The following is a 26,838-nucleotide window of genomic DNA, read 5'->3' on the forward strand; positions in this document are numbered from 1 at the left end:
TCCCGCCGGCAACCCCCCGCCGCCACCCCGGGGGTGGCCTACTTCGAGGGCTACCCCCCCCCCCCCCGGCCCCTTTTTTTTCGTTTGCGCCGGGGCGCAAACCCCCGCGTGCCCCAACGACGTTGCGCCCGTCGGTCAGTAGGCCTCGAACTCGTAGATCCGGGCCACGGCGTCCGTGGTGGTCAGGCGGATCCACCGGGCGTTGACGTTCACCGTGGTGGTGGTCGTCGACGCGGTGTTGTTCGTGACCGTCGCCGCCACGCTCCACACGCCGCCGCCGGTCGAGGTCTCGAGCGTGAAGTTCCTGGTGTTGCCAGTGGCCGACTCACCGCCCGCGCCCGCGTGCCGGACCACGAACCTGGTCAGCTGATGGTTGGCGCCGAGGTCGACCTCGAGCGTCTTGGCGCCGGCGTAACCCGAGCACCACTTGTCGCTGTTGCCGCCAGAGACGCTGCCGTTCACGGCCTTCGCGGGCACCTCGTCGGCGTTGCACGAAGGCTGAGCGGACTTCGCCGGGCGGTTCAGCGCGAGGTTCGCATCGCCGCCGCTGCCGCCGCCGTTCGGTCCGGCGTAGCTCTCGATCCACGACCGCACATTCGGCAGCTCGACGTAGAACGACGGGTTCTCGCCGCACAGTCCGGTGCCGCCGCTGGTGGCGCCGACGAGAACCCACGTCGCACCGTTCTTGATGACGGCGGGACCACCGGAGTCGCCGTAGCAGGCGCCGCGCCACCCGTCAGGATTGTTGACGCACAAGTAGTACTGATCGCCACCGCAGGCGCTGTCGGCGAGGATCGACGTGTCGAGTTGCTGGAGCACGGGGTTGGGCGGATCGTCGCACGCGTCGCTGCGGCAGCCCCAGCCGATGATGCGGGTGGCCGACCCGACAGGTGCGCCGGCGGCGATGTCGATCGGCTTCTGCGGGACCGGAGCGGTCAACTCGACGAGGGCGACGTCCGCGTCATCGGTTCCGTACCGGATGACCCGCTTGGCCTTCGCGACGGAGCCGCCGGAGTCCTGGTACAGCGAGCCGATCCGGAAGCTGAGGGAAGCCGGCGTCGACTGGCCGCCGTTGTCCAGCGTCACGCAGTGCTTGGCGGTGATGATCCAGGTCGGCCGAATGAGCGAGGCGCCGCAGCCCCAGCCGTCGGTCGAGCTGAGAGCGGCCATGAAGGAGTAGGTCTCGGTGGCGTTGCCGCCGCCGACGATCATCGGGGTCGGCCGGGCCGAGGCCGAGGCCGTCCCGGCCGATGCGAGTAGCGCCGTGGCCGCGGCTGTGACCAGTAAGGTCCTGACAGTAGGACGCATGCGGGGCAACTCCTCGTTCGACTGGGCGGAAGAGGTCCCACTGGTTGTAAGCGGCGCGCGCAGGCCCGGGCAACGGCCGAATATTCGGATCTGGTCCCTTGGCGGAAGCCCCTCTACGATCTTCGCCTCCCGCGCGTCGCCGGCGGGCTCGACGTCGCTGTCCGCCGTTCTGTCCGGCCGATGCGGGGCAGCCGTGTGGACAGGCCGGCGCAGGCTCGGCGACACTGGCCAACTGGTCTAGTCCAACTGTCGTGAGGGGTGCGCATGACCCGAACGCGATCGCGCGCGGCGGACGGCGCCGGCGCGCGGCTGGAGATCCTGCTGGAGACCGGGCCGTTCCATGCCGCGTTGCGGGCGGCGATCCGGCAGCGCAGCCTCACGTTGGAACGGCTGCGCTGCCACCTCAGGCGCGAAGGCGTCTCGGTCTCGGCCGCCAGCCTCAGCGACTGGCAGCACGGTCACGTCCGGCCGGGACCCGCGAGCTCCGGGCGGGTGATCCGGGCCCTCGAACAGGTTCTGCAGGTCCCAGGGGAATCCCTGGCCCGGCTGCTCGCGAAGCGAGACTCCGCAGCCGAGAATGGCCGGCTCGACGAGCAGGCGGGCCCGCTGGGCGAGCTGCTCGACCAGCTGCCCGGCGCGCGCGAGCTCGACCTGGACGTGGTCACCAGGCAGGACAAGGTGCTGGTCGACGTCGAGCGGCGGGCCACCAGCGCGCGGATCCGACTACTGGTGCGGGCGCGTCGCGACGGCGCCGACCGCCAGTTCCTGCGCTATTTCGGCGACCCCGGCTGCGACCTCGACCAGGTGCGGCTGCATTCTCTGGAGCACTGCCGGCTCGGCCGCGTGCTGCGCCACCCCACGGCGCCGGTCCTGGTCGCCGAGCTGCTGTTCACCGAGGCGCTGCGGATCGGCGACACCTGGGTGGTCGAGTACGTGCTCCACGACCCGACCGGTGAGCCTTGTGAGGATTACGCGCACGGCATCCGGACGACCGAGGACCACTCGCTGCTGGAGGTCCGCTTCGACCCCAGGATGCTGCCGGTGGACTGCCATTCGTATGCCCGGACCGGGCTGGCCAAGCCTCGACTGCGCATGACGGATCTGACGTTGAGCAACGACAACGCCGTGCATCTGGCCGTTTCGGATGGAGCCACCGGAATCATCGGCATCGCGTGGAGCTGGCCGTCCTGAGGCCTCACGCTGTCACTGCGCCGCGTTCACCAGGTCCAGGGCGCTGTGCTGCCGGGCGGCGTCGGCGTGGTCGAACGCCCCGGCCCAGAGCAGGCCGTACTGGTCGAATCCGTTCCGGTCCTTGGCATACGCCGAATCCGACTGCCGCTTCAGGTACGCCGTGTAGGGGTGATCCGCCAGGGCGGTGTTCAGTGCCGACAGCCCTCGGACGTAGGCGCCCTTGAAGGTCGGGCCGTCCGCGCCGCCACCACCGGGCTGCTCTCCCGGATCGTGCAGGATACCGTTGGTGTTGAGCGAAGTGCTGGTGGTCGACGCGTTCGCCAGCGTGCGTGCCTGGTCGAGATAGGCCGCGTTGCCGGTCGCCCGGTACAGCTCGGCCAGCGCCGCGAGCGGCACGCCCTGGTTGTAGGTCCAGCTGGGCTGGCCGTTGTTGGCGCACGTGGCCATGCTGATGCCGTCGTCGACCAGGTTCTGGGCGTTGATCATTCCGGTGCCGCGGAACCACGTCCAGCCGTCCTGAGCGCGCCGCAGGTACGTGGTGTCACCCGCGATCCTGTTGTGCAGAGCGGCATTCAGCTCGATGAACAGCGAGTTGGGAATCGCGTTCTTGCTCGTTCGGGCCGAACTCCACCACACCCCGCCGCCGCAGGTGGCATCCCAGTACGTGTAGACGTGATCGGCGTCGTAGCGGGCGGTGGCCAGGTAGCGGCTGTCGCCGGTCAGGTCGTACGCGGCGATCCACGCCAGGCCCCACCACGCCGTGTCGTCGTTGTAGGCGTTGGTGAAGTTGCCGTCCTGGGCCGACAGATTCAGCGTGTACGTGCGGGAGACGGCGTAGGTGTAACTGCCCACGCCGGACACCCGGATGTTGTCGATGACCGCCGTCAGCGCGTTCGCGGAGTTCCACCAGCCGGTCGTGTCGAACAGGCCGGTGCTCAGGTTGTAGTCCTCCATCAACGCGGTCGCGGCGGCGGTGCGCCGGTCGTAGGAGTTCCATGTGGTGCGGCGCCAGTCGGTGCAGGTGACCGACGTGGCGGCGGCCGGCTGGGCGCAGGCCCGCAGCAGCCCCACGCCGTGGTTCGCCCAGTCGTCGACGTTGAACATCAGCGTGCGCCAGCCCGGATAGCCGGCCGGCGTCCGGGTGTCGCCGATCTTGGAGCCGGACGCCCAGCTGCGGCCCGCGTCGAAGGAGCGGTCCAGCCACAGCTCGTCGCCGGCGGAGCTGTTGGTGATCGCGCCCCAGCCCATGTCGTCGGTGTCGTCGAGATGCAGGGAGAGCTGGCGGTTGCCGGCGGTGGCGGCGACCGCCGGCCGGTCCTGTGGCGCCTGGGCGGGATCGCGGCCGTCGCAGTACTTGTCGCAGATGGTGGCCATCGGGGCGGGTGGCGCAGTGGAGGCGGGACCGGCGGCCGGAGGCGCCGGGACGCTGGTCGCCGGGCCGGCTGTCGACGCGGCGGCGGCGGGTGCGAGCAGGGCGGCGGCGGTGAAGGTCAGGGCGGCGAGAACGGCGGCTCTGGGCATGGGAACCTCCCGGTGCAGGGGTGGCAGCCCGGTCGGAACGGAATGTGAGAGCGCTCTCACCAAGCAAGGTAAGGTCCGTGTGAGGTCGGCGTCAACAGTGGCGTTTTCACACGTCGCCGAGCGTGGTGTTCACCCGAAGGGCGGTCCCGAGCTCATGAGCTGCTGGTGAGGACGTCCTCCGGTTTCGGGGCACGGTCAGCCGGGAGTTGGCCGTTGGCGACCATCAGATCGATCGTCGTCTGGATGTCCTTCACCGACACGGCGCTGGTACCGAACGTCGGGGCGACGATCGACGGGGCGAGCGCGGCCGGAACCTGGTCCTGTTTGATCATGATCTGCTTGACGGCAGCCGGATCGGAATTGGCCGCGACGTTGGCCGCCGTGATGGCCTTGGCGAACGCCGCGACCGCCGCCGGGTGGGAGCTGATGTACGACTTGGCTGCCACGAACACGAACGTCGCGGCGCCCGCGACCGTGTCCCTCTCCTGGTTGAGCACGTAGCTCATGCCCATCCCGAGTGCCATGCTGATCAGCGGCTCGCCGGTCACCGCGGCGTCGACCCGGCCGTTCTTGAGGGCCGCGATGGTCTGTTCCGGCGCGACCTCGACGTAGTGCACCGCGGACGGGTCGGTCCCCTGCTTCTTCAGGGCCGCTGTCAGCAGCGTCTGCGAGGTGCCGTTGAGCTGGTTGACCGCGACCTTCTTGCCGACCAGGTCGGCAGGTTTGCCGATACCCGAGCCGCTTCGGCCGATGACGCCGCCGAAGCCGCGACCACCGGAGCTGCCGACCGCCATCGGGGCGACGACCGAGATGCCGACACCCTGCTGTGTCGCGATGATCGCGGTGGGCACGTCGACAACGCCGAACTGCATGCTCCCGTTGAGCAACTGGGGCACGGCGTTGGCGCCGGCGGTGATGACCTGGTTCTTGACGGCGAGACCGGCGCCGGCGAAGGTCCCGTTCTGCTCGGCCAGGAAGACATCGGCGTTGAGCAGCATGCCGGGGATTCCGACCGTCACCGCGGTGGGATCGGCGCTGGACAGCGAGTCCTGGCTGCCCGTCGCGGGATTCGCGGCCGAGCACGACGTCAGGACGACGGTCGCGGCGATCGCCGCGACAGCGATGGCCGCTCTCGACGGTGAAAACGGTGTGGACATGGCGGATGCTCCGATCTGCAGGTGGACGCGGTCAGCTGGTGCGGTCGATCGCCTTGGTGTCGTCGCCGAAGAACGTGTCCAGGTCGGCGGCGCGTACCCGCACGGTGTACGGCACCACCTGGCAGACACTCCTCCCGGCCTGGACGAGCGGATCACCGGCGATGACCGACTCGGCCGCGGCGATGCTGTCCGCGGTCATGATCGCCAGCGCCGACGGCGACCGGCCGGGCACGGCCTCCAGGCCGCCGGTCAGGATGAAAACGCCCCGCTCGAACTGGGGGAAAAGCCAGTCGCGGTGTGCCGCGAGCAGTTCCTCGGACGGCGGATCTCCCTGGAACTCGACCAGGAGGGCGAAGACGGGCACGGTGTGATCCTCTCGGCAGGCGGCTAGCGCGCGGACGTCGTCACGGCGCTGCTGGCGGGATGGATGATGCGGTAGACCTCACTGCGCAGCTGGGCGAACCTGGCCGTGGACTTCGTCGCCACCTGGTCCCGCGTCGCGCCGAGATCGATGTCGAGCACGGTGGCGATGGTCGCCGGCTTTCCGTTGAGCACGACCACCCGGTCGGACATGTAGACCGCCTCGTCCATGTCGTGGGTGACGAGCACGACCGAGAGGCCGAGTTCGCCGTGCAGCCGGCGCACGAGGTCTTCGAGGTCGGCGCGGGTCTGGGCGTCGACCGAGGCGAACGGCTCGTCCATCAGCACCAGCGACGGCCGGTACACCAGCGCTCGCGCGATGGCGACCCGCTGCTGCATCCCTCCCGACAGCTGCCACGGATACGCCCGCGGATCGACCGAGCCCAGGCCCACCTCGGCGAGAGCAGCTCGGGCCAGCTCCCGACTGTCCTGTTTGGAGCGGCCGGCCGACCGTAACGGCAGTGCCACGTTGTCGACCACGGACGACCACGGCAGCAGCGAGCGGCTGTAGTCCTGGAACACCACCGCGACGCCGGCGACCGGCTCGGTGAGCGGGACGCCCCGGTAGCGCACCTGTCCGTCGGCGGGTCGCTGCAGACCGCTCAGACACCGCAGCAGGGTGGTCTTGCCGACCCCGGACGGGCCGACCAGGCTGATGAACTCGCCCGGCCGCACTGTCAGGTCGATGCCGGCGAGGATGTCGTTGGCGCCGTAGCGATGTCCCAGTTCACGGACGTCGAGCTCGCCACCGGGCGTGCGCCCGTCGACGGCGTTGGCCACCGGGTTCACCATGATTCCTCCGTACGCAGCCGTGCCCGCTGTTTGCGGTGCCAGCGCAGCGTCACGGCCTCGACGATTCGGAACAGCACGTTCAGCATGTAGCCCACGACGCCGAGAGCGACGATGGCGCCCCACATCGAGGTGATCGCGAAGTTGCGCTCGGCGTTGAGCAGGAAGTAGCCGATCCCGCCGGAACTGCCGACCGTCTCGCCGACCACCAGCACCACCACGGCGATGGCCAGCGCCGTGCGGGCGCCGGCGAAGATCTGCGGGCCGGCCGAGGGCAGCACGATGCGGCGCAGTCGCTGCCAGCGGCTCAGCCGGAAGGTCCTTGCCGTGTCCACCAACAGGGGTTCGACCGAGCGCACGCCGTCGATCGTGTTCAGCAGCACGGGCCAGATCGCGCCGGTCGCGATCAGCACGATCTTCATCTCCGCGCCCAGGTCGAACAGCACTATGAAGACGGGCAGCAGGGCGACCCCGGGTACGGCGCGGAGAAATTCGAGCAGCGGCCGGCATGCCTCGTCGGCTCGCCGCGACAGTCCTAACGCGACACCGAGCAGCAGTCCCGCCAGAACGGCTGACAGGTAGCCAAGAGCGAGCACTTCAAGGCTGGGCACCAGATCGGTGCCCACGTGCCGGAAGAGCCAGTCCTGTCGAAACTGGAGCAGAATCGCGCTCAATGAAGGGAAGTAGAGGTCGGTGCTGCCGGCGCTGGTGAACCACCACAGGGCGAGCAGGGTGACCGGCAACCACGCTTCGACGAGCACTGAACGAATCCCGCGTGCCATCATCGACCTCCTCGTACCGAGGGATGCCAACGCAGCACCCGGGTCCGGAGCGCACCGAGAACCACGTTCACGGCGACCCCCAACAGTGCCGCGGCGCCCACTTCGGCATACATCCGCGGGTTGTCGACCGCGTTGAGCGCGAGTTGGATCTCGGCGCCGATACCCGGTGCGCCGCCGAGCAGCTCGCCCGAGACGGTCAGCAACAGGCAGATGGTTCCGGTGACACGCAGCCCGGACAGCACGAACGGCAAGCAGCTGGGCCAGAAGATGTGAAGGAACCGCGTGCGTCGGTTCAACCGGAACGACTTCGCCACATCGCCGAGCAGCGCCTCCTGTTGCTGGGCGGCGTAGACGGACTGGATCAGGAGGGGCCAGACCGCGCCCGAGATCACCAGCAGCAGCACCATCGCGCGGGTCGGCCCGTACAGCAGCAGGGCCAGCGGCACGAGAGCGACCGGCGGGATGGTGCGCATGAAGTCGAAGGCGAACCGCGTGCTCCGACTGGCGAATCGGTTGGACCCGACGAACAGGCCGACCGCAGTGCCCACCAGTGAACACATGGCGAGACCGATCGCCCAGGTCACGCCGGTGTCGAGCAGGGCCGTCCAGAACTGGCCCTGACCCACCAAACTGATCATCGCTCGACTGGTCTGTGCCGGAGTGGGTACCGAGTCGGGACCCACCCGCCACGACACCAGCCACCACAGGCCAACCGCGGCGGCGACAACACCTGCCTGCGCGAGCGTCATCCACGAGACCCGTCGCCGTTCGACCGGCACGACTGTGTTCGAACGGATGGCCGCGTCGAGCCGTGGACGCGCGGCCGTCATCGTCTCACCGCCCTGTTCCGTGGCGTCGGTCAACACGGCGTCGCCCTTCGTGTGGTGTAGAGAGATCACGGCAGGTGGTCAGTCCTGGACTTCGATCATGCCTCCGGACAGGCACAGCGACCCGTCGGTGAGACCGGACTCGAACGCGTACACCGAGCGGCCGTCACGGACGCCGGCCCGCCAGATCCAAGTGGTCATCACGTCCTGCGGAGTCACCCAACGGCTGAACCGCACGGCGAGTCGCTTCAACCGGTGCACGTCGTCGGCGCAAGTCGTCGCCAGCAGCGCGCGAGTGGCGAAGGCCAGCGTGCAGTTGCCGTGATTGATGATCCCCGGCAGGCCGAAGCTCCGCGCGAACGCCGCGTCGGAGTGCAGCGGCATGGTGTCACCGGACGCTCCCATGTAGCGAAACGTCTGGTCCGGGTCGAACATCGTGGTCACCACGGCGATCGGCTCCCCGATCCGGTCGACGGAGTAGTCGGGCGGCCCGTCGCCGACGGCTCGGCCCGCGATGGCGGTGCGGATGAAAACCGTCACGTACTGGTCGACAACCGGTGTCCCGTCCTCGGTCGTCGTCTCGCCGAGGACGGTGATCGTGGAGCCGGTCGAGTGCGGAACGACGCCGAGCGGCTTGGCCCTGGTCAGTAGGCGCATGCCGGGTTCGATCGGTCGATGGAACCGGAAGTCCTGCTCGCCGTGCAGGCCCATCATCCGCTTCGCCGGCGGCGGCATGCTCTCGGTGAGCGGGGCGATCACCCGGAATCCGGGCACCACATTGAAGATCGGACTGGCGTAGTCGCCGGCCAGGTGGGCGGGCACGGTGTCGTTCGTCGCACCGGCGTACGCCTGAAGGCGCATCCGGTCGACGTCGAACACGGCCGGCTCGCTCCACTTGCCCAGCGGCTCAAGGTCGAACTCGTCGACCGAGACCTCGGTGGCGGTCATGCAAACCAACCTCTTTCGGGTACTAGTGTCCGGAATGGACGGTTGTTTCGCCGTTGTCGCACCGTGCTTCGATGCGGGAGCGTTGTGGCCGCCCGCGTTCCAGACCGACGACGCGGTCGACGGAGGCGCGCCCCGGGCCGAGCAGCAGCGCGGTCACCAGTAGCACCAGGTAGAGCAGGTCGAGCTCCACCCCGGCGGTCGTCGCACCGACGAGGGGCTGGTGCAGGTCGAACGCTTTGACGACAAAGCCGGTGACGACCATTTCGCCGGCCAGCAGCAACGCGAACACACGCGTCAGGATGCCCGCGATGAGCGCGGCGCCGCCGACCAGTTCGAGGACGGGGACGACCTGGCTGGTCAGCGTCGGCGCTGGAATGTTGCCCAAGGACCGCAGAAAGGCCCCGAATCCGGCGATTCCGCCATCGGCCCGGTACTTCTGCAGCGCGTGGTCGATGAAGAGCGCGCCGAGCGTCAGCCGGGTCAGCAGCAGCGCCAGGTCCGGGACACGCTCCAGCGCGGCGGCGGCGCGGCGGTATGAGGTGATCATGTTGGCTCGCTTCTGGACTGGACGGCCTCGGCCTTCTCGGGCGTCCGGGTCGGTCGGGCTGAGCACGGTCGCCGAGCGGCGACTTCTGAGCCTCATGTTATTCGATGAACTTGCGACCGTCAATGTATTGTCATATCTCGACCGCGTGAAATGCCGCTGCTTAAGCCGTTGTGGCAGGGGAACAACGCCGGCCGCCGGGTCAGCTCCCCGACGCCGGCGGGCTCACGCCGCAACGATCGCGCTCACGCGCCGGTGATGTTGCGGGCGTCTGCCGGCCCGGACGGCCAGAACTGGTCACGGATCTCCCGGCGCCTCAGCTTTCCCAGGTCCGTCCGCGGGAACGGATCGACCGTGAAGGCGATCGCCGTCGGTTTTTTCATCGACCCCAGCTTGTCCCGGCAGAAGTCGATCAGCTCCTGCCCGGTCGCGGCCGCGTGCTCCCGCAGTCGGACGACCGCGTGCGGCGTCTCGCCCCACTTCGCGTGCGGCACGGCGACCACGACGACATCCTCGACGGCCGCGTGCTGGCCGAGCGCGTTCTCGATCTCGGCCGGCCAGATGTTGAAACCACCCGAGATGATCATGTCGTCCTTGCGGTCGACGACGTAGAGGTAGCCCCGCTCGTCCAGATAGCCACTGTCGCGGGTGCGCACGTAACCGTCAGGGGTGAGCCTGGCGCTGGTCGCCTCGGCGTCCCCGTGGATCCCGAGCATGCGCCCGTCGGTGTGGACGGCGATCTCACCGATCTGTGCGGCGTCGAGGTCGTTGCCGTCGTCGTCGAGGATGCGCACCGAACTGTTCAGGCACGGCCGGCCCGCCGAACGCAGCAAGGCCGCGTTCGAGAGCGCACCCTCGGCGTGGTCCTGCGGCGTCAGGCTCGTCGCGGGCAGGCACTCGCTCTGCCCGTAGGTCTGGAACAGCACGTCGCCAAGCAGGTCCCGGGCGCGGCGGGCGGTGCCGGCCGAGATCGGCGCGCCGGCGTAGAGGACCGCTCGCAGGCTGCTCAGGTCGGCGGTGTTCGCGGATTCGTGGTCGACGATCATCCGCAGCATCGTCGGGACCATCACGGTGACCGTGCATCGCTCGCGCTCGATGAGCTCCAGGGCGAGCCCCGCGTCGAACTGGTCCATGACCACAACCCGGCAACCACGGGCCAGCAGGGCGTAGATCACGGTGGACGCGGCGTGGGTGAGCGGGGCGGCCGCCAGGTAGGTGTCCTGCGCGGTCAGCCGGGGCAGCATCAGAGCATGGTCGGCCGTGACGTGCATCCACGACCGGTGGCTGTGCATCGAGGCCTTCGGCCGGCCGCTGGAGCCGGAAGAATAAGCCAGGTGCAGCAGGCTGTCGCCGGTTACCGGCGCCTTCGCGTCATCGGTTCCGGCGGCGGCCAGCAGCGACTCGTAGTCGAGCCCACCGTCGGGAGCGTCCTGCACGATGACGTGTTCGAGGCCGGGGACATCCGCGAAGGCGTCGGCGAACCGGCGGTGCAGCTCAGCAGTCGTGATCAGCGCCCGCGCTCCGGCGTTGGCAAGCATGTACGCGTGCGCGTCGGCCGCGTTCATGCCGTGCAACGCGGTTCGGACGTAGCCGCCGAGCGCAAGGCCGGTCATCGCCTCCAGCGTGGTCAGCGAGTTCGGCGCGAGCGTCGCGACCCGGTCGCCCGGCTGAAGTCCCAGTGACCGCAACGCGTTCACCAGTCGCACCGAGCGATCCCACAACTGCGCGTAGGTCTGTGTCCGGTCGTGGTGCTTGACGGCCACCAGCGCGGCGTGTTGCGCGCAGCTGCGCCGAATCAGGTCGGCGATGATCAACGCTTCTCCCTCGCGTCGTCGGAATCCGGCAACACCACTCGGAAGTGCATGCCGGCGAACTGCCAGGCGCCGTCGGTGCGCCGATAGCGGCACTGGTAGCGGCCCTCTTCCCAGATGCCCCAGACCCGTACCGACTTGGCGCCGACGGTGGCCTCGGCGTTGAACCGGTGCCAGGTCCACGTGCCGCCCGCGTTGTCGCCGTCGACCACGACCACCGGGGAGGTGAGCACGTAGCCCGCGCCGGTCAGCGGCATCGCTGCCATACCGGCGAAATGCTCGGCGATCGCGTCACGCCCGCAGATCGGGCCGTGCCGTCGCATGTCGATGACGGCGTCGTGGCAGAAGTATCCGGCGAGTTCGGCGAACTCGCGATCGGCGACCGCGCGCGTGAATCGCCGGTGCAGATCCTCGATCGCCTGCAGGCACTCCAGCTCGTCGAGCCTGGCCCGTAGTCGGTACAGCTCCCGGACCAGGTCCGGCCGGCTGCCGGTGAGCTCAGCCGGCATGGCTGGCACCATGGACCGGAGTCGGCGCTGCGGCCTCGCCGTCGCTGTCCGGCGCGACCAGCCGGAACGTCATGGCCGCGAACCGCCACCGACCGCCGACATAACGGTAGGAGCACTCGTATCGGCCCTCCCACCACGGCCCGAACACCCGTACCGTCGCACCCATGGCCGGGAACTCGCATCGATGCCGGTGCAGGGTCCAACTGCCGGTCGCCTCGTCGCCGTCCACGTCGATGATCGGCGAGCTCAGCACGTATCCGTCGTGCGGGTGGCCGGCCTCGCCCATCGCGTCGAAGAGTTCGGCCAGTTCGGCCCGGCCGCGCCGGAGGCCGCGCTCGGACAGGTCGACCACCGCGTCCTCGGTGAAGCTGTCGAGCAGGTCGGTCCACTCGCGATCCGCGAGGCTGCGGACATAGCTCCGGTGGAGCTTCTTGATGGCCTCGACATCCTCCAGCCGCCCCAACCGGTCGGACAGCGCCGCGACGAGCTGCGCCAGCTCGGTCTCCGTCATCACGTGCTCCTCACCGCGACCGGTGTCGCCGGCCACCCCGGCATCGTAAGACAGAACTGACACGATCGCCAGACATTTGTAACATCTTGGCCATGGTCGGCCGGCCTCGGCCGCCACCACGATAGGCTCGGATCGTGACCGCAAACCCATCCCCGGGCGCATCCTCGGAGGCGCCCGCGAGCTCCGGAACGGCACGGGCCACGCTGCTCACCGTGCTCGGCGAGGCGGTCGCGCCCTACGGTGACACCGTGTGGCAGGAGTCACTGGTCGCCGCGCTGACCGCGCTCGACATCTCCTCCCCCGCCGCCCGCCAGGTGGTCGCCCGAGCCATCCGCGAAGGCTGGCTCACCAGCGAACGGGTCGGCCGACGATCCCTGCTGACCATCAGCGACAGCAGCCGCAAGATGCTCGAAGAGGGGCGCGCCCGCGCGCTCGCCTTCGGCTCCCCCGCGGAGTGGGACGGCCGCTGGCTGCTGGCCGCCCTCACCGTGCCCGAGGAGCGACGGGAGCTGCGGTACCAGATGCGAACCCAGTTGGGCTGGCTCGGCTTCGGCTCCCTCGGCAACGGACTGTGGATCTCACCGCACGTCGAGCACCAGGGCGCGACCATGGACCTGCTGCGCGGCGCGGACGATCCGGTGAACGCCTTCGTTTTCATCAGCACGATGAGCCCCACCCACACCCCCGCCGAGATCACCAAGGCCGCCTGGGACCTTGACGCCCTCCGCGAGCGGTACGCCACCTTCCTGACCACACACGGCAGGTCGCGGCCGAGCGCGTCGGCCGCAATCTTCGCGGCCTGGATAAGGATGTTCACCTCCTGGCGGCACTTCCCGCTCGTCGACCCCGAACTACCGGACTCGCTGCTGCCGGCGCGCTGGCCCCGAGCGCGCGCCCGAGCGTTGTTCACCGCCCGCAACAAGGAGTGGACCGACGTGGCACTGGAGTACTTCCGCTCGCTGTGAGCGCCGCTCGCGCCCGGAACGGTGTGATAAGTCATCTCTCGGATCGTATATAATTCTTGATATCATCGGCTCGTGAGTCACTCACTCGGCCTCCGGCCCAGCAAGATCATCGCCGTGCACCTGAACCACCGCTGCCGCGCGGCGGAGCGCGGCCGGGTTCCGGAAGTGCCGTCCTACTTCCTCAAGCCACCGTCCTCGCTGAGCGAGACCGGCTCCCCCCTCGTCCGGCCGCGAGGATGCGAACTGCTCACCTACGAAGGCGAGATCGCCGTGGTCATCGGCACCCGCGCCCGAAACGTCGATCGGGCGGACGCGTCGCGCCACATCGGGTTCTTCGCCGCGGCCAACGACGCCGGCCTGCACGACCTGCGCTGGCCCGACCGTGGCTCGAACCTGCGGTCCAAAGGCGGCGACGGCTTCACGCCGGTCGGACCGAGCCTGATTCCGGCCGACAGTGTCGACGCCGGCCGCCTGCGCCTGCGGACCTGGGTGAACGGAAACCTGGTCCAGGACAGCTCGTCGGCGGACCTGATCTTCGGCTTCGAGTACCTGATCGCCGACCTGTCCCGCACGATCACCCTGGAACCCGGCGACATCATCCTCACCGGCACGCCGACGGGCGCCGGCGTCGTGCGGCCCGGCGACGTCGTCGAGGTCGAAGTGGCCGAAGGCGGCCGGCTGCGCAACGAGATCGTCGCCGCCGCCGTGCCCCTGGCCGGCATCGGCGCCATGCCGCGGATCGACGACGAGGCGCGTGCCGTCGCCGGGCCACCGGCCGGCAACCTCGGCGTCCCGGAAGCGGCCGCCGACGGGACCGGGCTGGCGCCCGCCACTGTCGAGGCGCTCGGCGCCGTGTCCACCGCGACCCTCTACTCGCAGCTGCGCAAACGGGGTCTCAACGAGGTTTTCCTGGCCGGTGTCCGGCCGGTGCGTGCCGGCCGGCGACTGCTGGGCCGCGCTCGCACGCTGCGTTACCTACCGCTGCGCGAGGACGAGTTCCAGCGCCGCGGGGGCGGGATGAACGCCCAGAAGCGGGCCGTCGAAGGTCTCGGGTCTGGTGATGTCCTTGTCATCGAGGCCCGCGGCGAGATCGGCGCGGGCACGATCGGCGACATCCTCGCGCTGCGGGCCCAGATCCGTGGCGCCGCGGGAATCGTGACCGACGGCCCGCTGCGCGACACCAGTGCCGTCGCGGACCTGGACATCCCCACCTACGCCGCGGGGTCACACGCGGCGGTGCTCGGCCGGCGGCACGTCCCGATGGACGTGGACATCCCGATCAGCTGCGGCGGCGTGCTCGTGCTGCCCGGCGACGTCCTCGTCGGCGACGACGACGGAGTGATCGTCGTCCCCGCCGACCTGGTCGACGACGTCGCCGCCGCGGCCCTCGCCCAGGAGCGGGAGGAGGCCTACGTCGTGGACAAGATCCGCGGCGGCGCCTCGGTCGCGGACTGGTACCCGATGACGCCTGCGGCCCGCGCCGAGTACGAGGAGTCGCGATGAGTGAGCCCGCGCAGTCGAAGTCGACGCTCTCCTACGAGTTGCTCAAACAGCGCATCACCGACGGCACGTACGGCCCCGGCTACCGGATCGTGCTCAACCAGATCGCCGGCGAACTCGGTGTGAGCGCGATCCCGGTCCGTGAGGCGCTGCGCCGGCTGGAGGCCGAGGGCTACGTCGAGGTGACCCGCAACGTCGGGGCGCACGTGAGCCGGTTCGACGCGACGCAGTACGTGCACACCATGCACATCCTGGCCATGCTGGAGGGTTACGCGACGGCGATCACCGCGCCCCTGCTGACCGCGGCGGACATCGCCAACGCCCGAGAGATCAACGCCCGTATCGCCGACACCGGACCGGACTTCGACCCCCGGCTCTTCTCCGAGCTCAACCACGAGTTCCACTTCGCCATCTACCGGCACTGCCCGGACGCCCACCTCCGCGAGCTCGTCCAGGTGGAGTGGGACCGGATGGCGCTCATCCGGCGCGCGTCCTTCCACCTGCCGCAGGAACGTATCCGCCGGTCGATCGCCGAGCACGACGCGATCACCGACCTGATCGAGTCCGGCGCCGACGCGGCCGACATCGAGCGGGTCGCGCGCCAGCACAAGATCCACTCCGTCGACGCGTTGGCCACTCGCAACGCCGCAATCGGAAAGGCCGCCCACCCATGAGATTCCGCACCGATCCCGGTTCCGTCACCGGGTCCATCGCTCCGGTCGTCACGCCGTTCCACGCCGACGGCGCACTCGACCACGACAGCCTGCGCCGGCTCGTCCGGTGGCAGATCTCCCAGGGATCGCACGGAATCTCCTTCGGCGGCTCCACCGGCGAACCGGGCGCGCTCACTCGGGACGAGCGCGCGGCCGCGCTGCGGACGGTGGCCGACGAGATCGGCGACCGGGTCCCGTTCCTGCCCGGGACCGGTTCGGCGAAGCTGGACGAGACGCTGGAACTCACCGCGCTTGCCCAGGAACTCGGCGCCGACATCGCCCTGGTGATCACGCCCTACTACGCCCGGCCGTCCCAGCAGGCGCTGTTCCAGTGGTACTCCACCGTGGCCGGCGAGTTCCCCGACCTGCCGATCGCGATCTACAACGTGCCGTCGAGGACCGCGGTGGACATCGAACCCGACACCGTGCTGCGGCTGCGCCGCGCTCACGACAACATCGTGGGAATCAAGGAGACGACCAAGGACTTCGAGCACTTCTCCCGGGTGCTGCACCTGTGCGGACGGGATTTCCTGGTGTGGTCCGGGATCGAGCTGCTGTGCCTGCCGCTGCTGGCGCTCGGCGGCCGCGGCTTCGTCAGCGCGTTGGCCAACATCGCGCCGCGAGCCGTCGCCGACATGTACGAGCTGTGGACCGCCGGCGACCACGCGGCGGCCCGCGACCTGCACTACCGGCTGCATCCTCTGGTCGACCTGCTGTTCGTCGAGACCAATCCCGCCCCGGCCAAGTGGGTGCTCGCCGATCTCGGTCTCATCGACTCGCCCCACGTGCGCCCGCCGCTGATCGAACCCGGCCCTGACGTGGTCGAGTCGATCCAGCGGCTCCGCGCCCAGGCAGCGGACCTCGTCGCGGAACCGATCGGAGCAACGTCATGACGCTCGCATCCTCATTGCCCGGCACCGCCGGCTCGGCCTTCACCGGCTTCATCGCGCACTACATCGACGGCCAACGGGTCGCGAGCCGGGGCGGCGAGACCTTCGACGTGCTGGATCCTTCGACCAACCAGGCCTACGCCCAAGCCGCGGCCGGGCAGGCCGCCGACGTCGACCGCGCCGTCACGGCCGCGCGGGCGGCGTTGGCCGGACCGTGGGGACGGTTGAGCACCAGGGAACGCTCCCGGATCCTGATGCGCATCGCCGACGCGATCGAGGAACGCGCCGGTCTGCTGGCCGAGTACGAGTCCCGCGACACCGGACTGCCCATCACCCAGGCGCGTGGGCAGGCCCACCGGGCGGCGGAGAACTTTCGCTTCTTCGCCGACATCTCGGTCGGCGTGCACGAGGATGCCTTCCGCACCGGCGGCACCCAGATCGGCTACGTGCTGCGGCGGCCGATCGGCGTCGCCGGGTTGATCACTCCGTGGAACACCCCGTTCATGCTGGAGACGTGGAAGCTCGCCCCGGCACTCGCCGCCGGCTGCACGGTCGTGCTCAAGCCGGCGGAGTGGTCGCCGCTGTCGGCCGGCCTGCTGCCCGAGATCGCCGAGCAGGCCGGCGTGCCGGCCGGCGTGCTCAACATCGTGCACGGCATCGGCGAGGAGGCCGGGGCGGCGCTGGTGGACCACCCCGACGTGCCGCTGATCTCGTTCACCGGGGAGACCACCACGGGCAAGCTCATCGCCCGCAACTCCGCGGGGCACCTGAAGGCGCTGTCGATGGAGCTGGGCGGCAAGAGCCCGTGCATCGTCTTCGACGACGCGGACCTGGACGCCGCCATCGACTCCGCGGTCTTCCAGATCTTCAGTCTCAACGGCGAACGGTGCACCGCCGGCTCTCGAATGCTCGTGCAGCGAGGAGTCTACGAGGAAGTGCTGCACCGCTTGGCCGTCCGGGCCGCGGCGGTGCGGGTCGGCCGGCCGTCGGAACCGGACACCGAACTCGGCGCGCTCATCCATCCCGAGCATCACGCGAGGGTCCTCGACTACATCCGGATCGGCGTCGAGGAGGGCGCGCGACTGCTCGTCGGCGGCGGACGGCCGGCCGGACTGCCGACGGGAAACTTCGTCGAGGCAACGGTTTTCGCCGACGTGCGGCCGTCGATGCGGATCTTCCAGGAGGAGATCTTCGGCCCCGTGCTGTGCGTGACGCCCTTCGACACCGAACAGGACGCCGTCGCGCTGGCCAATGCGACGCCGTACGGGCTGGCCGGCTACGTGTGGACGAACGATCTCCGACGCGCGCACAACGTCGCGGCGGCCGTGGACGCGGGCATGCTGTGGATCAACTCGCACAACATCCGCGACCTGCGCACCCCGTTCGGCGGCGTCAAGGCCAGCGGTGTCGGCCGCGAGGGCGGCTCGCACAGCATCGACTTCTACACCGAGTCGCGCATCGTGCACGTCAGCCTGGCCGACGTGCCCGTTCCTCGCTTCGGGGCCGGCGGATACGAGGCCACGCGATGAAAGGCCGGCCGAGCGCTCCGGACGTGGTCCGCTCCTCCTACGCCGAACTGATCGTCACCGACCTGGCGAAGTCGCGGTGGTTCTGGGTCGACGTGCTCGGCCTGCACGTCCAGGCCGAGACCTCGGACGTGCTGTGCCTGCGCGGCACCGACGAGCTGACCCACCACAATCTCGTGTTGCGGCGCGGTCCGGTCGCCGCCCTCGACCACATCGCCTACCGGGTCCGCGGCGCCGCCGACGTCGACAGGGCCGAGGAGTACTTCGCCGCGCTCGGCCGTCCGGTGCGCCGGGTGGCCAAGGGCGACGGCACGCCCGGTGTCGGGGACGCCCTGCACACCGTCGACCCGCTTGGCTTCCCGGTGGAGTTCTACTACGACATCGAGCAGGCGGAGCGGCTGATCCAGCGCTACGACCTGCATCGCGGCGCGGCCATCGCCCGGCTCGATCACTTCAACATCGTGGTGCCGGACATTCCGGCGGCGTACTCGCACTACACCGCCCTCGGTTTCGGCTGTTCCGAGACGATCGAGGACGAGCACGAGATGTACGCGGCGTGGATGTACCGCAAGCAGACCGTGCACGACGTGGCCTTCACCGGCGGCGCGGGTCCGCGACTGCACCACCTGGGCATGGCGACCCACGAGTCGCACCAGGTGCTGCACATCGCCGACATCCTCGGCGCGCTGCACGCGGAATCCCACATCGAGCGCGGGCCCGGCCGCCACGGCGTGTCGAACGCCTTCTACGTCTACCTGCGGGATCCGGACGGGCACCGGGTCGAGATCTACACCTCCGACTACTACACCGGCGACCCCGATCACGAGACCTACCGGTGGAGCGTCCACGACGACCGTCGCCGTGACTACTGGGGCAACGCGGTGATCGAGTCCTGGTACAAGGAGGCGACACCGGTGCTCGACCTCGACGGGAACGTCGTGCCGGTCAGCGAGTCCGCCATCGACGAGAGCGCCGTGCGGGTCGGCGCCGACGGTCTCGGCGGCTGAACGCACCGCAGCCCCCGTCCGGTCGAGTCGGACGGGGGCCGCGGTGCTCGTGCCGTCAGAAGATCTCAAGCAGGGCGGCGGCTCCCTGGCCACCGCCGACGCACATCGTCACGACGGCGCGCCGGGCGCCGCGTCGATGTCCCTCGATCAGCGCGTGACCGGTCAGCCGCGCTCCCGAGCAGCCGTAGGGATGCCCGAGTGCGATCGCCCCTCCGTTCACGTTGAGCAGTTCGTCCGGGATGCCGAGCTGGTCGCGGCAGTAGATCACCTGGCTGGCGAACGCCTCGTTCAGCTCCCAGAGGTCGATGTCCTCGACCGTGAGCCGGTTGCGTTCGAGCAGACGGCGCACCGCCGGCACCGGCCCGATGCCCATCTCGGCCGGATCACAGCCGACCACCGTGAAGTCGACGAACCGGCCGAGAGCCTCGACATCCGACGCGGCCGCCCGCTGCTCCGACATCAGCACGCAGGCGGAGGCTCCGTCGGTGAACTGGCTCGCGTTGCCGGCGCTGACGGTCCCACCGGGAAGCGCGGTCCGGATGCGCTGCACGCCGTCGAGAGTGGTGCCGGGGCGCACGCCCTCGTCGTGTTCGATGCGGATCGTGCGGGTCCGGACGCCGTCGTCCTGCTGGGCCACCATCGTGGTCGTCACCGGCGCGATCTCCTGATCGAACCGTCCGGTCCGCTGGGCGGCGTGCGCACGCTGTTGGCTGGCGACCCCGTACTCGTCCTGTCGTTCGCGTGAGATCCCGTAGCGTTCGGCGACGTTCTCCGCGGTCCGCAACATCGGCGCGTACAGCGTCGGCCGGTGCTCGGCCAGCCACGGATCGGTGATCATGTGCGTGTTCATCTCGTTCTGCACACAGGAGATCGACTCGACCCCGCCCGCGACGACCACCTCGCACTCCCCCGCCGCGATCCGCGCCGCGGACAGGCTGATCGCCTGCAGGCCCGACGCGCAGAACCGGCTCACCGTCATGCCCGGCACGGAGTCGGGCAGCCCGGCGCGCATGCCGACCTGACGGCCGATGTTCTGGCCGTTGGCGCCCTCGGGATTGGCGCATCCCATGACGACATCGTCGATCTCCGTCGGATCGACCGCCGCGCGCTGCAACGCCGCGTCGACCGCGTGCGCTCCCATCGTCGCGGCGTGGGTGAGGTTGAACGCGCCGGTCCACGCCTTGGCCAGTGGTGTGCGAGCGGTGGAGACGATCAGTGGCGTGCTCATGCGGTTGCCTTCTCCCAGGTCGTGATCGACAGTCCATCGCGGGCGTACTCGGTCAGCAGCGGCGTCGGCGTCCAGGCGAACCGGCGCATCGCCCGTATGACCCGGTCCAGTCCGATGTGGTCCGCGTGGTGGAGCGGGCCACCACGCTCGGCCGGAAAGCCGTAGCCGTTGAGGAAAACCACGTCGATGTCCGAGGCGCGGCGGGCGACGCCGTCCTGCATGACGGCGGCGGCCTCGTTGACCAGGGCGTAGACACACCGTTGCACGATCTCGTCGTCGCTGATCGCGGCCGGGTCCCGACACCACTCGGCGATCAGGTCGCCGACCTCGGGATTCAGCGTGCGTTGCGGGTAGCGGTACCAGCCGGCGCCGGACTTGCGGCCGAGCAGTCCCCGGATGGCCAACTGGTCGGCCAGCCACCACTCCGGTCCGGTGGCGCCGCGCGCCTGCCGCGCCTGCCAGGGAATGTCGTTTCCCACCAGGTCGAGAACCCGGAACGGGCCCATGGCCATCCCCCAGGATTCGAGGACCGCGTCCACCCGGTCGGGCGGGACGCCCCGGCTGAGCAGGATCATGGCCTGTCGGACATAGGCGTCCATGACGCGGTTGCCGATGAACCCGTCGCCGACACCGGAGACGACCCCGATCTTGTTCAGCTGTCGGGTGATCCGCGCGGCCCTGGCCAGCGTGTCGGCCGAGGTGGCCGCGCCCTCGATGATCTCGACGAGTCGCATCACGTCGGCCGGACTGAAGAAGTGCAGCCCGACGACGTCCGCGGGCCGTCCGGTCACGCCCGCGATGGCGTCCAGGTCGAGCGAGGACGTGTTGGAGGCCAACAGCGCTCCCGGTTTGGCGTGACGATCCATCTCGGCGAACACCGCCTGTTTGACCGCCAGGTCCTCGAACACCGCCTCGATGACAAGGTCGGCATCGCCGATGTGCCGCAGCCCCACTTCGCCGCGGAACTGCTCGGGCTTGAGCCGACGGCGTTTCAGCTCGGCCATGACCGCGGCGGCCGCGGCGTCGGCGCGGTCCTGGTCGGTCTCGACCAGGACCACCGAGATGCCGGCGGCCAGCAGTGCGAGGGCGATGCCTCGCCCCATGGTGCCGCCGCCGATCACTGCCGCCGTCGCGACGTTCGGCACGCGGCTGCCGGCCGTCTTGACCCGACCGGCCCTGCGTTCGGCCAGGAAGCGGTATCGGAACGCCGGCGCGGAAGTGCTGGCACACAAGCTCTGGAACAGCCGGAGCTCGGTGGCGAGGCCATCGTCGAACGGCAGGGCGGTGGCGGCGAGGGCGTCCAACGCGTAGCCGGTCCCGGGCCGCGTGGCCCGACTGCGGCCGGCAGCGCGGCGGGCAAACGCGATCAGCCCCTCGCGCTCTGACGCCCGGACCTCGACGTCGCGCAGCCGCGGTGGCGCAGTCAGCGCAACGCGCTGGACGAACCGCACCGCCGCGTCGACGAGATCGCCGAGGACGACCTCGTCGACCAGCCCGAGCCCCTGCGCGACGGTCCCCGTCACGGTGCTACCGCCGAGAACGAGGTTGAGGGCAGTCTCGAAACCGACCGCCCGCGGCAGCCGCTGTGTTCCGCCGGCACCGGGGATCAGGCCCAGTGTGATCTCCGGCAGGCCGAGTCGGGCGTCCGGCGTGGCGATCCGGTAGTGGCAGGCCAGCGCGAGCTCCAGGCCGCCGCCGAGCGCCGCGCCGTGGATCGCCGCCACGACCGGGGTGCGCATCATGTCGAGCGTCCCGGTGATCGTCAGGTGCAGGGATGGTTCGAGCAACGCCTCGCCGCGGTCGAACTCGGTGAGGTCCGCGCCGGCGCTGAAGGTCCTGTCGGCACCGGTCAGCACGACCGCGGTGATGGTCGAGTCGTGTTCGACCTGTTCGAGTGTGGCGAGCAGGTCGGTGCGCAGGGCATGGTTCAGGCAGTTGACGGGTTGGCTGTGCATCAGGACGACGGCGGTGGAGCCGTGTCGCTCAACAGAAACGGTGCTGTCGGGAGAAGTCATCGGTCCTCGTGTGGTCTCAGCCCCTCAAGGCGTGCGGGCGGAAGGAATACGGCCGTGGATGCGGACCTCGGCCAGCAGTGCGCCGTCGTCGTCCCGCACCTCGACGTCGTAGATCCCGGCCCGCCCGTCGAAGACGCGCTCCGTGGCGTGCGCGGCGAGCTCGACGCCGACGCGAGCGGGCAGCAGGAAGGCGATGTCCGCGTGCACGGACACGCCGGGCAGGCCGTGGCTGTTCAGGGCGAACGCGAAGGCCGTGTCGGCGAGCGTGAACACGTAGCCGCCGTGCACGATGCCGTGACCGTTCCCCATCTCCGGCGAGGTCGACATCCGTGCCGTCGCGGCCCCGGGAGCGGACACCTCGATCGTGATGCCCAGCGCCCGAGCGGCATGGTCGTCGGCCATGAGCGCAGCGCCGAGGTCTGGTCCGGCTGGGACGCCTGACGTGGTGGCCATGGCCCGATGATGCCACACAAATGACAAGTTGTTGACTATCGTCTGGCTTACGTCACATATACGGCACGCCTGGCCGCCACCGACACCACCTTCCGGCGGCGGGTTCTGTTGTAATCGGACACATGCATGGCGAAGATGACCCCATGTCGACCGGGCGTGCCGAGCCGACCCTGCTGTACGTGATGAAGCAGGTCGAACTCGCGGTCCGCGCGCAGCTGGACGGCCTGCTCAGACCGTCCGGCATCACCGCCCTGCAGTACACCGCGCTGACCGTGCTGGAGCGGCGAACCGACATGTCCTCGGCGGAACTGGCCCGCAACTCGTTCGTCACCACCCAGACGATGGCCGACATGGTCGCCGCCCTCCTTGACCGCGGCCTGATCAGCCGGTGCCGCGATCAGACGAACCGGCGCCGGCTCAAGCTCCGGCTGACCGCCGCCGGCCGAGAACTGCTGGACCGCCACCGTCACGACGTCGCCGATCTCGAGACACGCATGCTGTCCCGCCTGACGCCACAGCAGGCCGCCCACCTGCGCGACTACATGTACGAGTGCCGGGCGGCCCTGACCGACACTCCGCCGCACTGACCCATCGCGCGAGCCCGCTCGACCGAATGGACGAGCCGCACAATCAACAGGAAACCTGTTTGACAGGAATCCTGTACGTTCGCCGGATTCTGTGCCACCCTCCACGTCGTGAGTGCAGAGCAGCACCCGCGACCCGCGAGGACGGTGACCAGATGAGCCAGATCGACTCACCAAACACGACGCGCTCCCTCGGCCCGGGCACCTTGATCGCCAGCTGTCTCGCGGTCTGTCTCGCCCAGATCGCGCTGGCCATGCCCGCGGTGCTCAACGGGCTGTTCCAGTCCGATCTGCACCCGATCGGCTCCCAGCTGACCTGGATCTCCGACGCGTTCCTGCTGCCGGTCACCGTGCTCGAACTGACCTTCGGCGTGCTCGGCGACCTGTTCGGCCGCAAGAGACTGCTGGTCGGCGGCTCGGCACTGATCGTGCTCGGCGAGATCGTCGCCGCCGCGGCCGGCGGCATCGACCTGCTGTGGGTCGGCCAGGCCATCGCCGGTCTCGGCGCGGCGGCCGTGTTCCCGACCTCGCTGGCGATGATCGCGGCCGGCACGCACACCGCACGGGACCGGGCGCGGAGCATCGCGACCTGGGCGGCCGCGCTGTCCAGCGGCGGCTTCGTCGCCCCCGTCGTCGCCGGTGTCGCCGCCGGCAACGGGTCCTGGCGTGCGGCGTTCGTGGTTGTCACCGTCCTCGCGGTGCTCAGCACCGTCGTTTCCCAGCTGCTGGCCAAGAACTCCAGCGCGCCGCAGGGCAGATCGCTGGACTGGGGCGGCCAGGTCACCATCCTGATAGGACTGTTCGCCCTGCTCTACGCGGTCATCCAGGGCGAGAGCGACGGGTGGTCGGCGCCGTCGGTGATCATCGCCTTCGTCGTCGCCGCCGTGTTCCTCGTGCTGTTCGTGGTCGCGGAGAGCCGCGCCCGCGCGCCGATGCTGCGACTGGACCTGTTCCGGAACCGGGCATTCACCGTCGCCTCGATCATCGCCGTGGTCGGCATGTTCAGCTTCCTCGGCACCGCGTACGCCACCAGCATTCGGCTCGGCCCGATCCAGCACCAGAGCCCGCTGCGCACCTCGGTGGCGTTCGTGCTGCTCAACGGCATCACCCTGGTGCAGGCGCCCCTGACGTCCCGGCTGTTGGAGCGGGTGAACCCGCGCTGGCTGCTCGGCGCCGGCCTGCTGCTGATGGCCGTCGGCGACTTCCTCGCGGCCGGCCTCGACGTGCACGACACGGCGCTGACGTCCCTGATCCTGCCCCTGGCCCTGGTCGGCATCGGTTTCGCCCTGACCGTCTCCTCGATCACCGCGACCGCCGTGAACACCGTGCCGATCCATTTCGCGGGCATGGCCAGCGCCTCCACCAGCCTGCTGCGCGACCTCGGTTTCACCCTCGGCCCCGCCATCATCGGGGCGGTCGCCCTCAGCCGCGCCGCCTCTGTGTTCGACACCAACCTGGCGGCTTCCTCCCTCGCCCCTCAGGTTAAGGGCGCCGCGTCAGCCGTAGCGCAGGAAGGCGGTCCGCTCGCCGTCAACTCGGTGCCGCCGGCCAGCCCGCCCGGACAGGCCGCCGCACTCGCGGTGGACGCCCTGGGCAACGGGTATTCGATCGGCTACCTCGTGTGCGGCGCGGCGGCCCTGGTCGCCGGGGTGCTGGCAGCGGTCGCCCTTCGAGGCGGACGTGCTGACACCATGGTCACCGAGGAGTCCCTGGGGCTCAGGACAACGTGATCGTCGTGGTGAGGGTGCCGCCGTGCGGAACGCGAAGCACGTGCAGCCGCCGTCCGCCCGTGCGCAGGATCGTGACGTCGGTCGCGGTCACCGAGGCGGCCAGCCCGCAACCCCATTCGATGGTGATCGTGCTCGTGCCACGACGGATCATCAGCCAGGTCGCGGTCGCCGACGAGTTCTGTCCGAACACGACCGGAGCCCCACCGGCGAACGTGACGATGTCCGTCGGCTTGAGCACGAGTGGAACTTGCTCGGTGAGCATGCTCGTGCCCTGCACCGCACGCGTCACAGTGTTCCGCGTGATGGTGAGCCGGGTACTGATCCGGCCGTCCGGCAACGCATAGTCGACCGTCACCGGCGCGGAGCGCGGTTGGACCGCATCCCCGTTCCAGGCCCGGTCGCCGACGCGGTAGCTCGCCGTCAGGAGACTGCGCGCGTCCGGGTTGCCGTTGGGCAGCAGACTGGCCCAACACATGGCGTCGTCCTGCTGACTCTGCACAATCGTGCCCGCTGCCGGGTGCCAGAGCAGCCCGGCGGAGGCTCGCACATGCTCCGACGGCCGCGTCCCGAAGAAGGCGGCCAGGTACAACGCGGGCCGGCGCACGTAGGTGTAGGTCTGGTCGGTCGCGGTGTCCTTGCGCTGGACGGCGAAATCGGTGCTGCGCAGGTAGGGCAGCTGCCGGATCGCCTGGCGTTTCGTGGATGCGGACGGCAGCGCCTCACCGTAGGGCGCGTGCGCGATGATCCGCGGTGAGGTGTCCTGTTTGGCCAGTGGCGCCACTGGGGAGGGATCGGCATGCCAGGCCGCCCGGGTGGCCGCCCGGTCCTCGGCGGAGGTGAAGAACGGTGCGAGCGCGGGCACTTCGGGAACGAAGAAGGAACCCAGGTTGGTGCGGTCGGGATCGGGCACCACGTCGTCGTAGCCGGTGACGGTGGTGCGCGCGGACATGCCGACGTAGGTCAGCGAGCCGGTGGCGTCCGGCTCACGCAGCACGTTGTAGCCGAACCACTCGGCGAACCTCGCGGCCATCGACACGACTGTCCGGTCGCCGGTCAGCACGTGGATCTCGGCGATCTCCGGGAGCAGGACCTCGAAGTTGTAGTTGATGTCCATGCCGGTCGGTTCGTAGAAGAACCCGGCCGGGCTCTGTCCGTGCGCGGCCAGGTAGGCGATGCGTTCGGCGAGCTTCGCCCGCATGGCGGGGTCCGGGTCGAGCCCCAGCGCCAGCGTCGCGCCAGACAGGCCCGCCGCGTTCTGGTTCGCGTACTGGATCGGCGACGCCCAGATCGGGTTGTCCGGGTTCAGGAACCAGCTCATGCCGCTGTGCAACGCGGTGGCGATCTCGCCGCGCCGCGACCCGAGCACGGTGGCCTGGCGGAGATTCCGCAGCGTCTTGGCCAGGTAGCCGATGCCGAACCCGGTCGCCGCCTTGGACTCCTCCGTGCTGCTGTACTCGGGCCACGAACCGTCCGCGTGTTGCAGGTCGAGGTAGTGGGCGATGGCGGCATCGAGCCGGTTGCGCAGTGGCACACTGCCTGAGTAGGGGTTCCATGGCCGGCAGTTCGCGAGGAACCAGCTGAACGTGTACACGTGCTCCTGCACGCGTGCGTTGGTGGGCGTGCTCGGCGTGCGCCACCACCCGCCGCCGAGATAGCCGAGCGTCGCCAGGTCGGTGACCTCGACGTCGTTGGCCATGCCGGGCAGAATCACCAGGTAAGACGCGAACCTCTGCTCCAGCGGCGCGAACAAGCGGCGCACCGGCGCTCCGGCCGGCAGGGCCGGCAGCGACGGGAACGGGCCGGCAGGCGGCGGCACAGCGGCAGCCGCGGTCGGCCCGGCACCGAGCCCGAGAGCCGCCCCCAGCCCTGCCGTTCCGAGCAGCATTCCTCGCCTCGACAACAGCATGGT

Annotated in this window: 25 protein-coding genes; 9 read left to right on the forward strand and 16 right to left on the reverse strand. The window is 69.7% G+C overall.

Annotation, left to right across the window (positions count from 1 at the left end; genetic code table 11):
• Positions 1-135 precede the first annotated feature (135 nt).
• The gene (locus AB0M73_RS36970) at positions 136-1,308 is read right to left on the reverse strand and encodes a trypsin-like serine protease (protein WP_363901175.1); all 1,173 of its coding nucleotides are present in this window, start codon (positions 1,306-1,308) and stop codon (positions 136-138) included.
• A gap of 264 nt (positions 1,309-1,572) precedes the next feature.
• Here AB0M73_RS36970 and AB0M73_RS36975 point away from each other — a divergent pair, with 264 nt between their 5' ends.
• Positions 1,573-2,499, forward strand: a complete 927-nt coding sequence (locus AB0M73_RS36975) for a hypothetical protein (protein WP_363901178.1) — start codon at positions 1,573-1,575, stop codon at positions 2,497-2,499.
• 12 nt (positions 2,500-2,511) lie between these two features.
• Here AB0M73_RS36975 and AB0M73_RS36980 read toward each other — a convergent pair whose 3' ends face one another.
• From AB0M73_RS36980 to AB0M73_RS37030, 11 genes are all read right to left on the reverse strand, one after another.
• The gene (locus AB0M73_RS36980) at positions 2,512-4,020 is read right to left on the reverse strand and encodes a glycoside hydrolase family 76 protein (protein ID WP_363901181.1); all 1,509 of its coding nucleotides are present in this window, start codon (positions 4,018-4,020) and stop codon (positions 2,512-2,514) included.
• A gap of 152 nt (positions 4,021-4,172) precedes the next feature.
• Positions 4,173-5,177: an ABC transporter substrate-binding protein gene (locus AB0M73_RS36985; RefSeq protein ID WP_363901184.1), complete on the reverse strand. Its 1,005-nt coding sequence runs from the start codon at positions 5,175-5,177 to the stop codon at positions 4,173-4,175.
• 31 nt (positions 5,178-5,208) lie between these two features.
• Positions 5,209-5,541: a YciI family protein gene (locus tag AB0M73_RS36990; RefSeq protein ID WP_363901187.1), complete on the reverse strand. Its 333-nt coding sequence runs from the start codon at positions 5,539-5,541 to the stop codon at positions 5,209-5,211.
• A gap of 23 nt (positions 5,542-5,564) precedes the next feature.
• Positions 5,565-6,389 (reverse strand): ABC transporter ATP-binding protein, encoded by an 825-nt coding sequence (locus AB0M73_RS36995; protein ID WP_363901191.1) that lies wholly within the window; start codon positions 6,387-6,389, stop codon positions 5,565-5,567.
• Positions 6,383-7,168, reverse strand: coding sequence for an ABC transporter permease (locus AB0M73_RS37000; protein ID WP_363901194.1), 786 nt, complete (start codon positions 7,166-7,168; stop codon positions 6,383-6,385). Before AB0M73_RS37000 ends, AB0M73_RS36995 begins: the two co-directional genes overlap by 7 nt.
• A complete protein-coding gene (locus tag AB0M73_RS37005) occupies positions 7,168-7,806 on the reverse strand; it encodes an ABC transporter permease subunit (RefSeq protein WP_363901197.1) in 639 nt (212 codons plus the stop codon). Before AB0M73_RS37005 ends, AB0M73_RS37000 begins: the two co-directional genes overlap by 1 nt.
• A 270-nt stretch (positions 7,807-8,076) precedes the next feature.
• Positions 8,077-8,943, reverse strand: coding sequence for a MaoC/PaaZ C-terminal domain-containing protein (locus AB0M73_RS37010; RefSeq protein WP_363901201.1), 867 nt, complete (start codon positions 8,941-8,943; stop codon positions 8,077-8,079).
• A gap of 22 nt (positions 8,944-8,965) precedes the next feature.
• On the reverse strand, positions 8,966-9,556 hold the full coding sequence (locus tag AB0M73_RS37015; protein WP_363901204.1) for a DoxX family protein: 591 nt from the start codon (positions 9,554-9,556) through the stop codon (positions 8,966-8,968).
• 176 nt (positions 9,557-9,732) lie between these two features.
• Complete coding sequence (locus AB0M73_RS37020) at positions 9,733-11,301, reverse strand: AMP-binding protein (protein ID WP_363901207.1); 1,569 nt, start codon at positions 11,299-11,301, stop codon at positions 9,733-9,735.
• Positions 11,298-11,807, reverse strand: coding sequence for a nuclear transport factor 2 family protein (locus AB0M73_RS37025; RefSeq protein WP_363901210.1), 510 nt, complete (start codon positions 11,805-11,807; stop codon positions 11,298-11,300). The genes AB0M73_RS37020 and AB0M73_RS37025 overlap by 4 nt, the downstream gene beginning before the upstream one ends.
• Positions 11,797-12,318: a nuclear transport factor 2 family protein gene (locus AB0M73_RS37030; RefSeq protein WP_363901213.1), complete on the reverse strand. Its 522-nt coding sequence runs from the start codon at positions 12,316-12,318 to the stop codon at positions 11,797-11,799. The genes AB0M73_RS37025 and AB0M73_RS37030 overlap by 11 nt, the downstream gene beginning before the upstream one ends.
• Before the next feature lie 134 nt (positions 12,319-12,452).
• On the opposite strand from AB0M73_RS37030, the gene AB0M73_RS37035 reads away from it, so the two are divergent.
• The 6 genes from AB0M73_RS37035 (at position 12,453) to hpaD (ending at position 18,919) form a co-directional block, all read left to right on the forward strand.
• A complete protein-coding gene (locus tag AB0M73_RS37035) occupies positions 12,453-13,283 on the forward strand; it encodes a PaaX family transcriptional regulator C-terminal domain-containing protein (protein WP_363901216.1) in 831 nt (276 codons plus the stop codon).
• A gap of 72 nt (positions 13,284-13,355) precedes the next feature.
• The gene (locus AB0M73_RS37040; protein WP_363901219.1) at positions 13,356-14,786 is read left to right on the forward strand and encodes a fumarylacetoacetate hydrolase family protein; all 1,431 of its coding nucleotides are present in this window, start codon (positions 13,356-13,358) and stop codon (positions 14,784-14,786) included.
• Positions 14,783-15,457, forward strand: coding sequence for a GntR family transcriptional regulator (locus tag AB0M73_RS37045; protein WP_363901222.1), 675 nt, complete (start codon positions 14,783-14,785; stop codon positions 15,455-15,457). The genes AB0M73_RS37040 and AB0M73_RS37045 overlap by 4 nt, the downstream gene beginning before the upstream one ends.
• Entirely contained in the window at positions 15,454-16,389 is a 936-nt protein-coding gene (gene dapA / locus AB0M73_RS37050; RefSeq protein WP_363901225.1) for a 4-hydroxy-tetrahydrodipicolinate synthase, read from the forward strand. The genes AB0M73_RS37045 and dapA overlap by 4 nt, the downstream gene beginning before the upstream one ends.
• Positions 16,386-17,915: a 5-carboxymethyl-2-hydroxymuconate semialdehyde dehydrogenase gene (gene hpaE / locus AB0M73_RS37055; protein WP_363901228.1), complete on the forward strand. Its 1,530-nt coding sequence runs from the start codon at positions 16,386-16,388 to the stop codon at positions 17,913-17,915. The genes dapA and hpaE overlap by 4 nt, the downstream gene beginning before the upstream one ends.
• Positions 17,912-18,919, forward strand: coding sequence for a 3,4-dihydroxyphenylacetate 2,3-dioxygenase (hpaD, locus tag AB0M73_RS37060; RefSeq protein ID WP_363901231.1), 1,008 nt, complete (start codon positions 17,912-17,914; stop codon positions 18,917-18,919). The genes hpaE and hpaD overlap by 4 nt, the downstream gene beginning before the upstream one ends.
• Before the next feature lie 55 nt (positions 18,920-18,974).
• Here the strand turns inward: hpaD and AB0M73_RS37065 are convergent, their stop codons facing one another.
• The 3 genes from AB0M73_RS37065 to AB0M73_RS37075 are packed head-to-tail and all read right to left on the reverse strand — an operon-like array spanning position 18,975 to position 22,615.
• The gene (locus AB0M73_RS37065; protein ID WP_363901234.1) at positions 18,975-20,147 is read right to left on the reverse strand and encodes an acetyl-CoA C-acyltransferase; all 1,173 of its coding nucleotides are present in this window, start codon (positions 20,145-20,147) and stop codon (positions 18,975-18,977) included.
• Positions 20,144-22,162: a 3-hydroxyacyl-CoA dehydrogenase NAD-binding domain-containing protein gene (locus AB0M73_RS37070; protein ID WP_363901237.1), complete on the reverse strand. Its 2,019-nt coding sequence runs from the start codon at positions 22,160-22,162 to the stop codon at positions 20,144-20,146. Before AB0M73_RS37070 ends, AB0M73_RS37065 begins: the two co-directional genes overlap by 4 nt.
• 24 nt (positions 22,163-22,186) lie before the next feature.
• Entirely contained in the window at positions 22,187-22,615 is a 429-nt protein-coding gene (locus AB0M73_RS37075) for a hotdog fold thioesterase (RefSeq protein WP_363901240.1), read from the reverse strand.
• Between the two features lie 143 nt (positions 22,616-22,758).
• Between AB0M73_RS37075 and AB0M73_RS37080 the strand changes: the two genes are divergently transcribed.
• Together AB0M73_RS37080 and AB0M73_RS37085 are read left to right on the forward strand one after the other, a co-directional pair.
• On the forward strand, positions 22,759-23,202 hold the full coding sequence (locus AB0M73_RS37080; protein WP_363901243.1) for a MarR family transcriptional regulator: 444 nt from the start codon (positions 22,759-22,761) through the stop codon (positions 23,200-23,202).
• Positions 23,203-23,354: 152 nt separating this feature from the next.
• Complete coding sequence (locus AB0M73_RS37085) at positions 23,355-24,929, forward strand: MFS transporter (protein ID WP_363901246.1); 1,575 nt, start codon at positions 23,355-23,357, stop codon at positions 24,927-24,929.
• On the opposite strand, the gene AB0M73_RS37090 is transcribed toward AB0M73_RS37085, so the two are convergent.
• Positions 24,916-26,835: a hypothetical protein gene (locus AB0M73_RS37090; protein ID WP_363901249.1), complete on the reverse strand. Its 1,920-nt coding sequence runs from the start codon at positions 26,833-26,835 to the stop codon at positions 24,916-24,918. The genes AB0M73_RS37085 and AB0M73_RS37090 overlap by 14 nt on opposite strands.
• Positions 26,836-26,838: the final 3 nt, after the last annotated feature.

Source organism: Kutzneria sp. NPDC051319 (genome assembly GCF_040682195.1).
In the GTDB taxonomy this organism is placed as follows: domain Bacteria; phylum Actinomycetota; class Actinomycetes; order Mycobacteriales; family Pseudonocardiaceae; genus Kutzneria.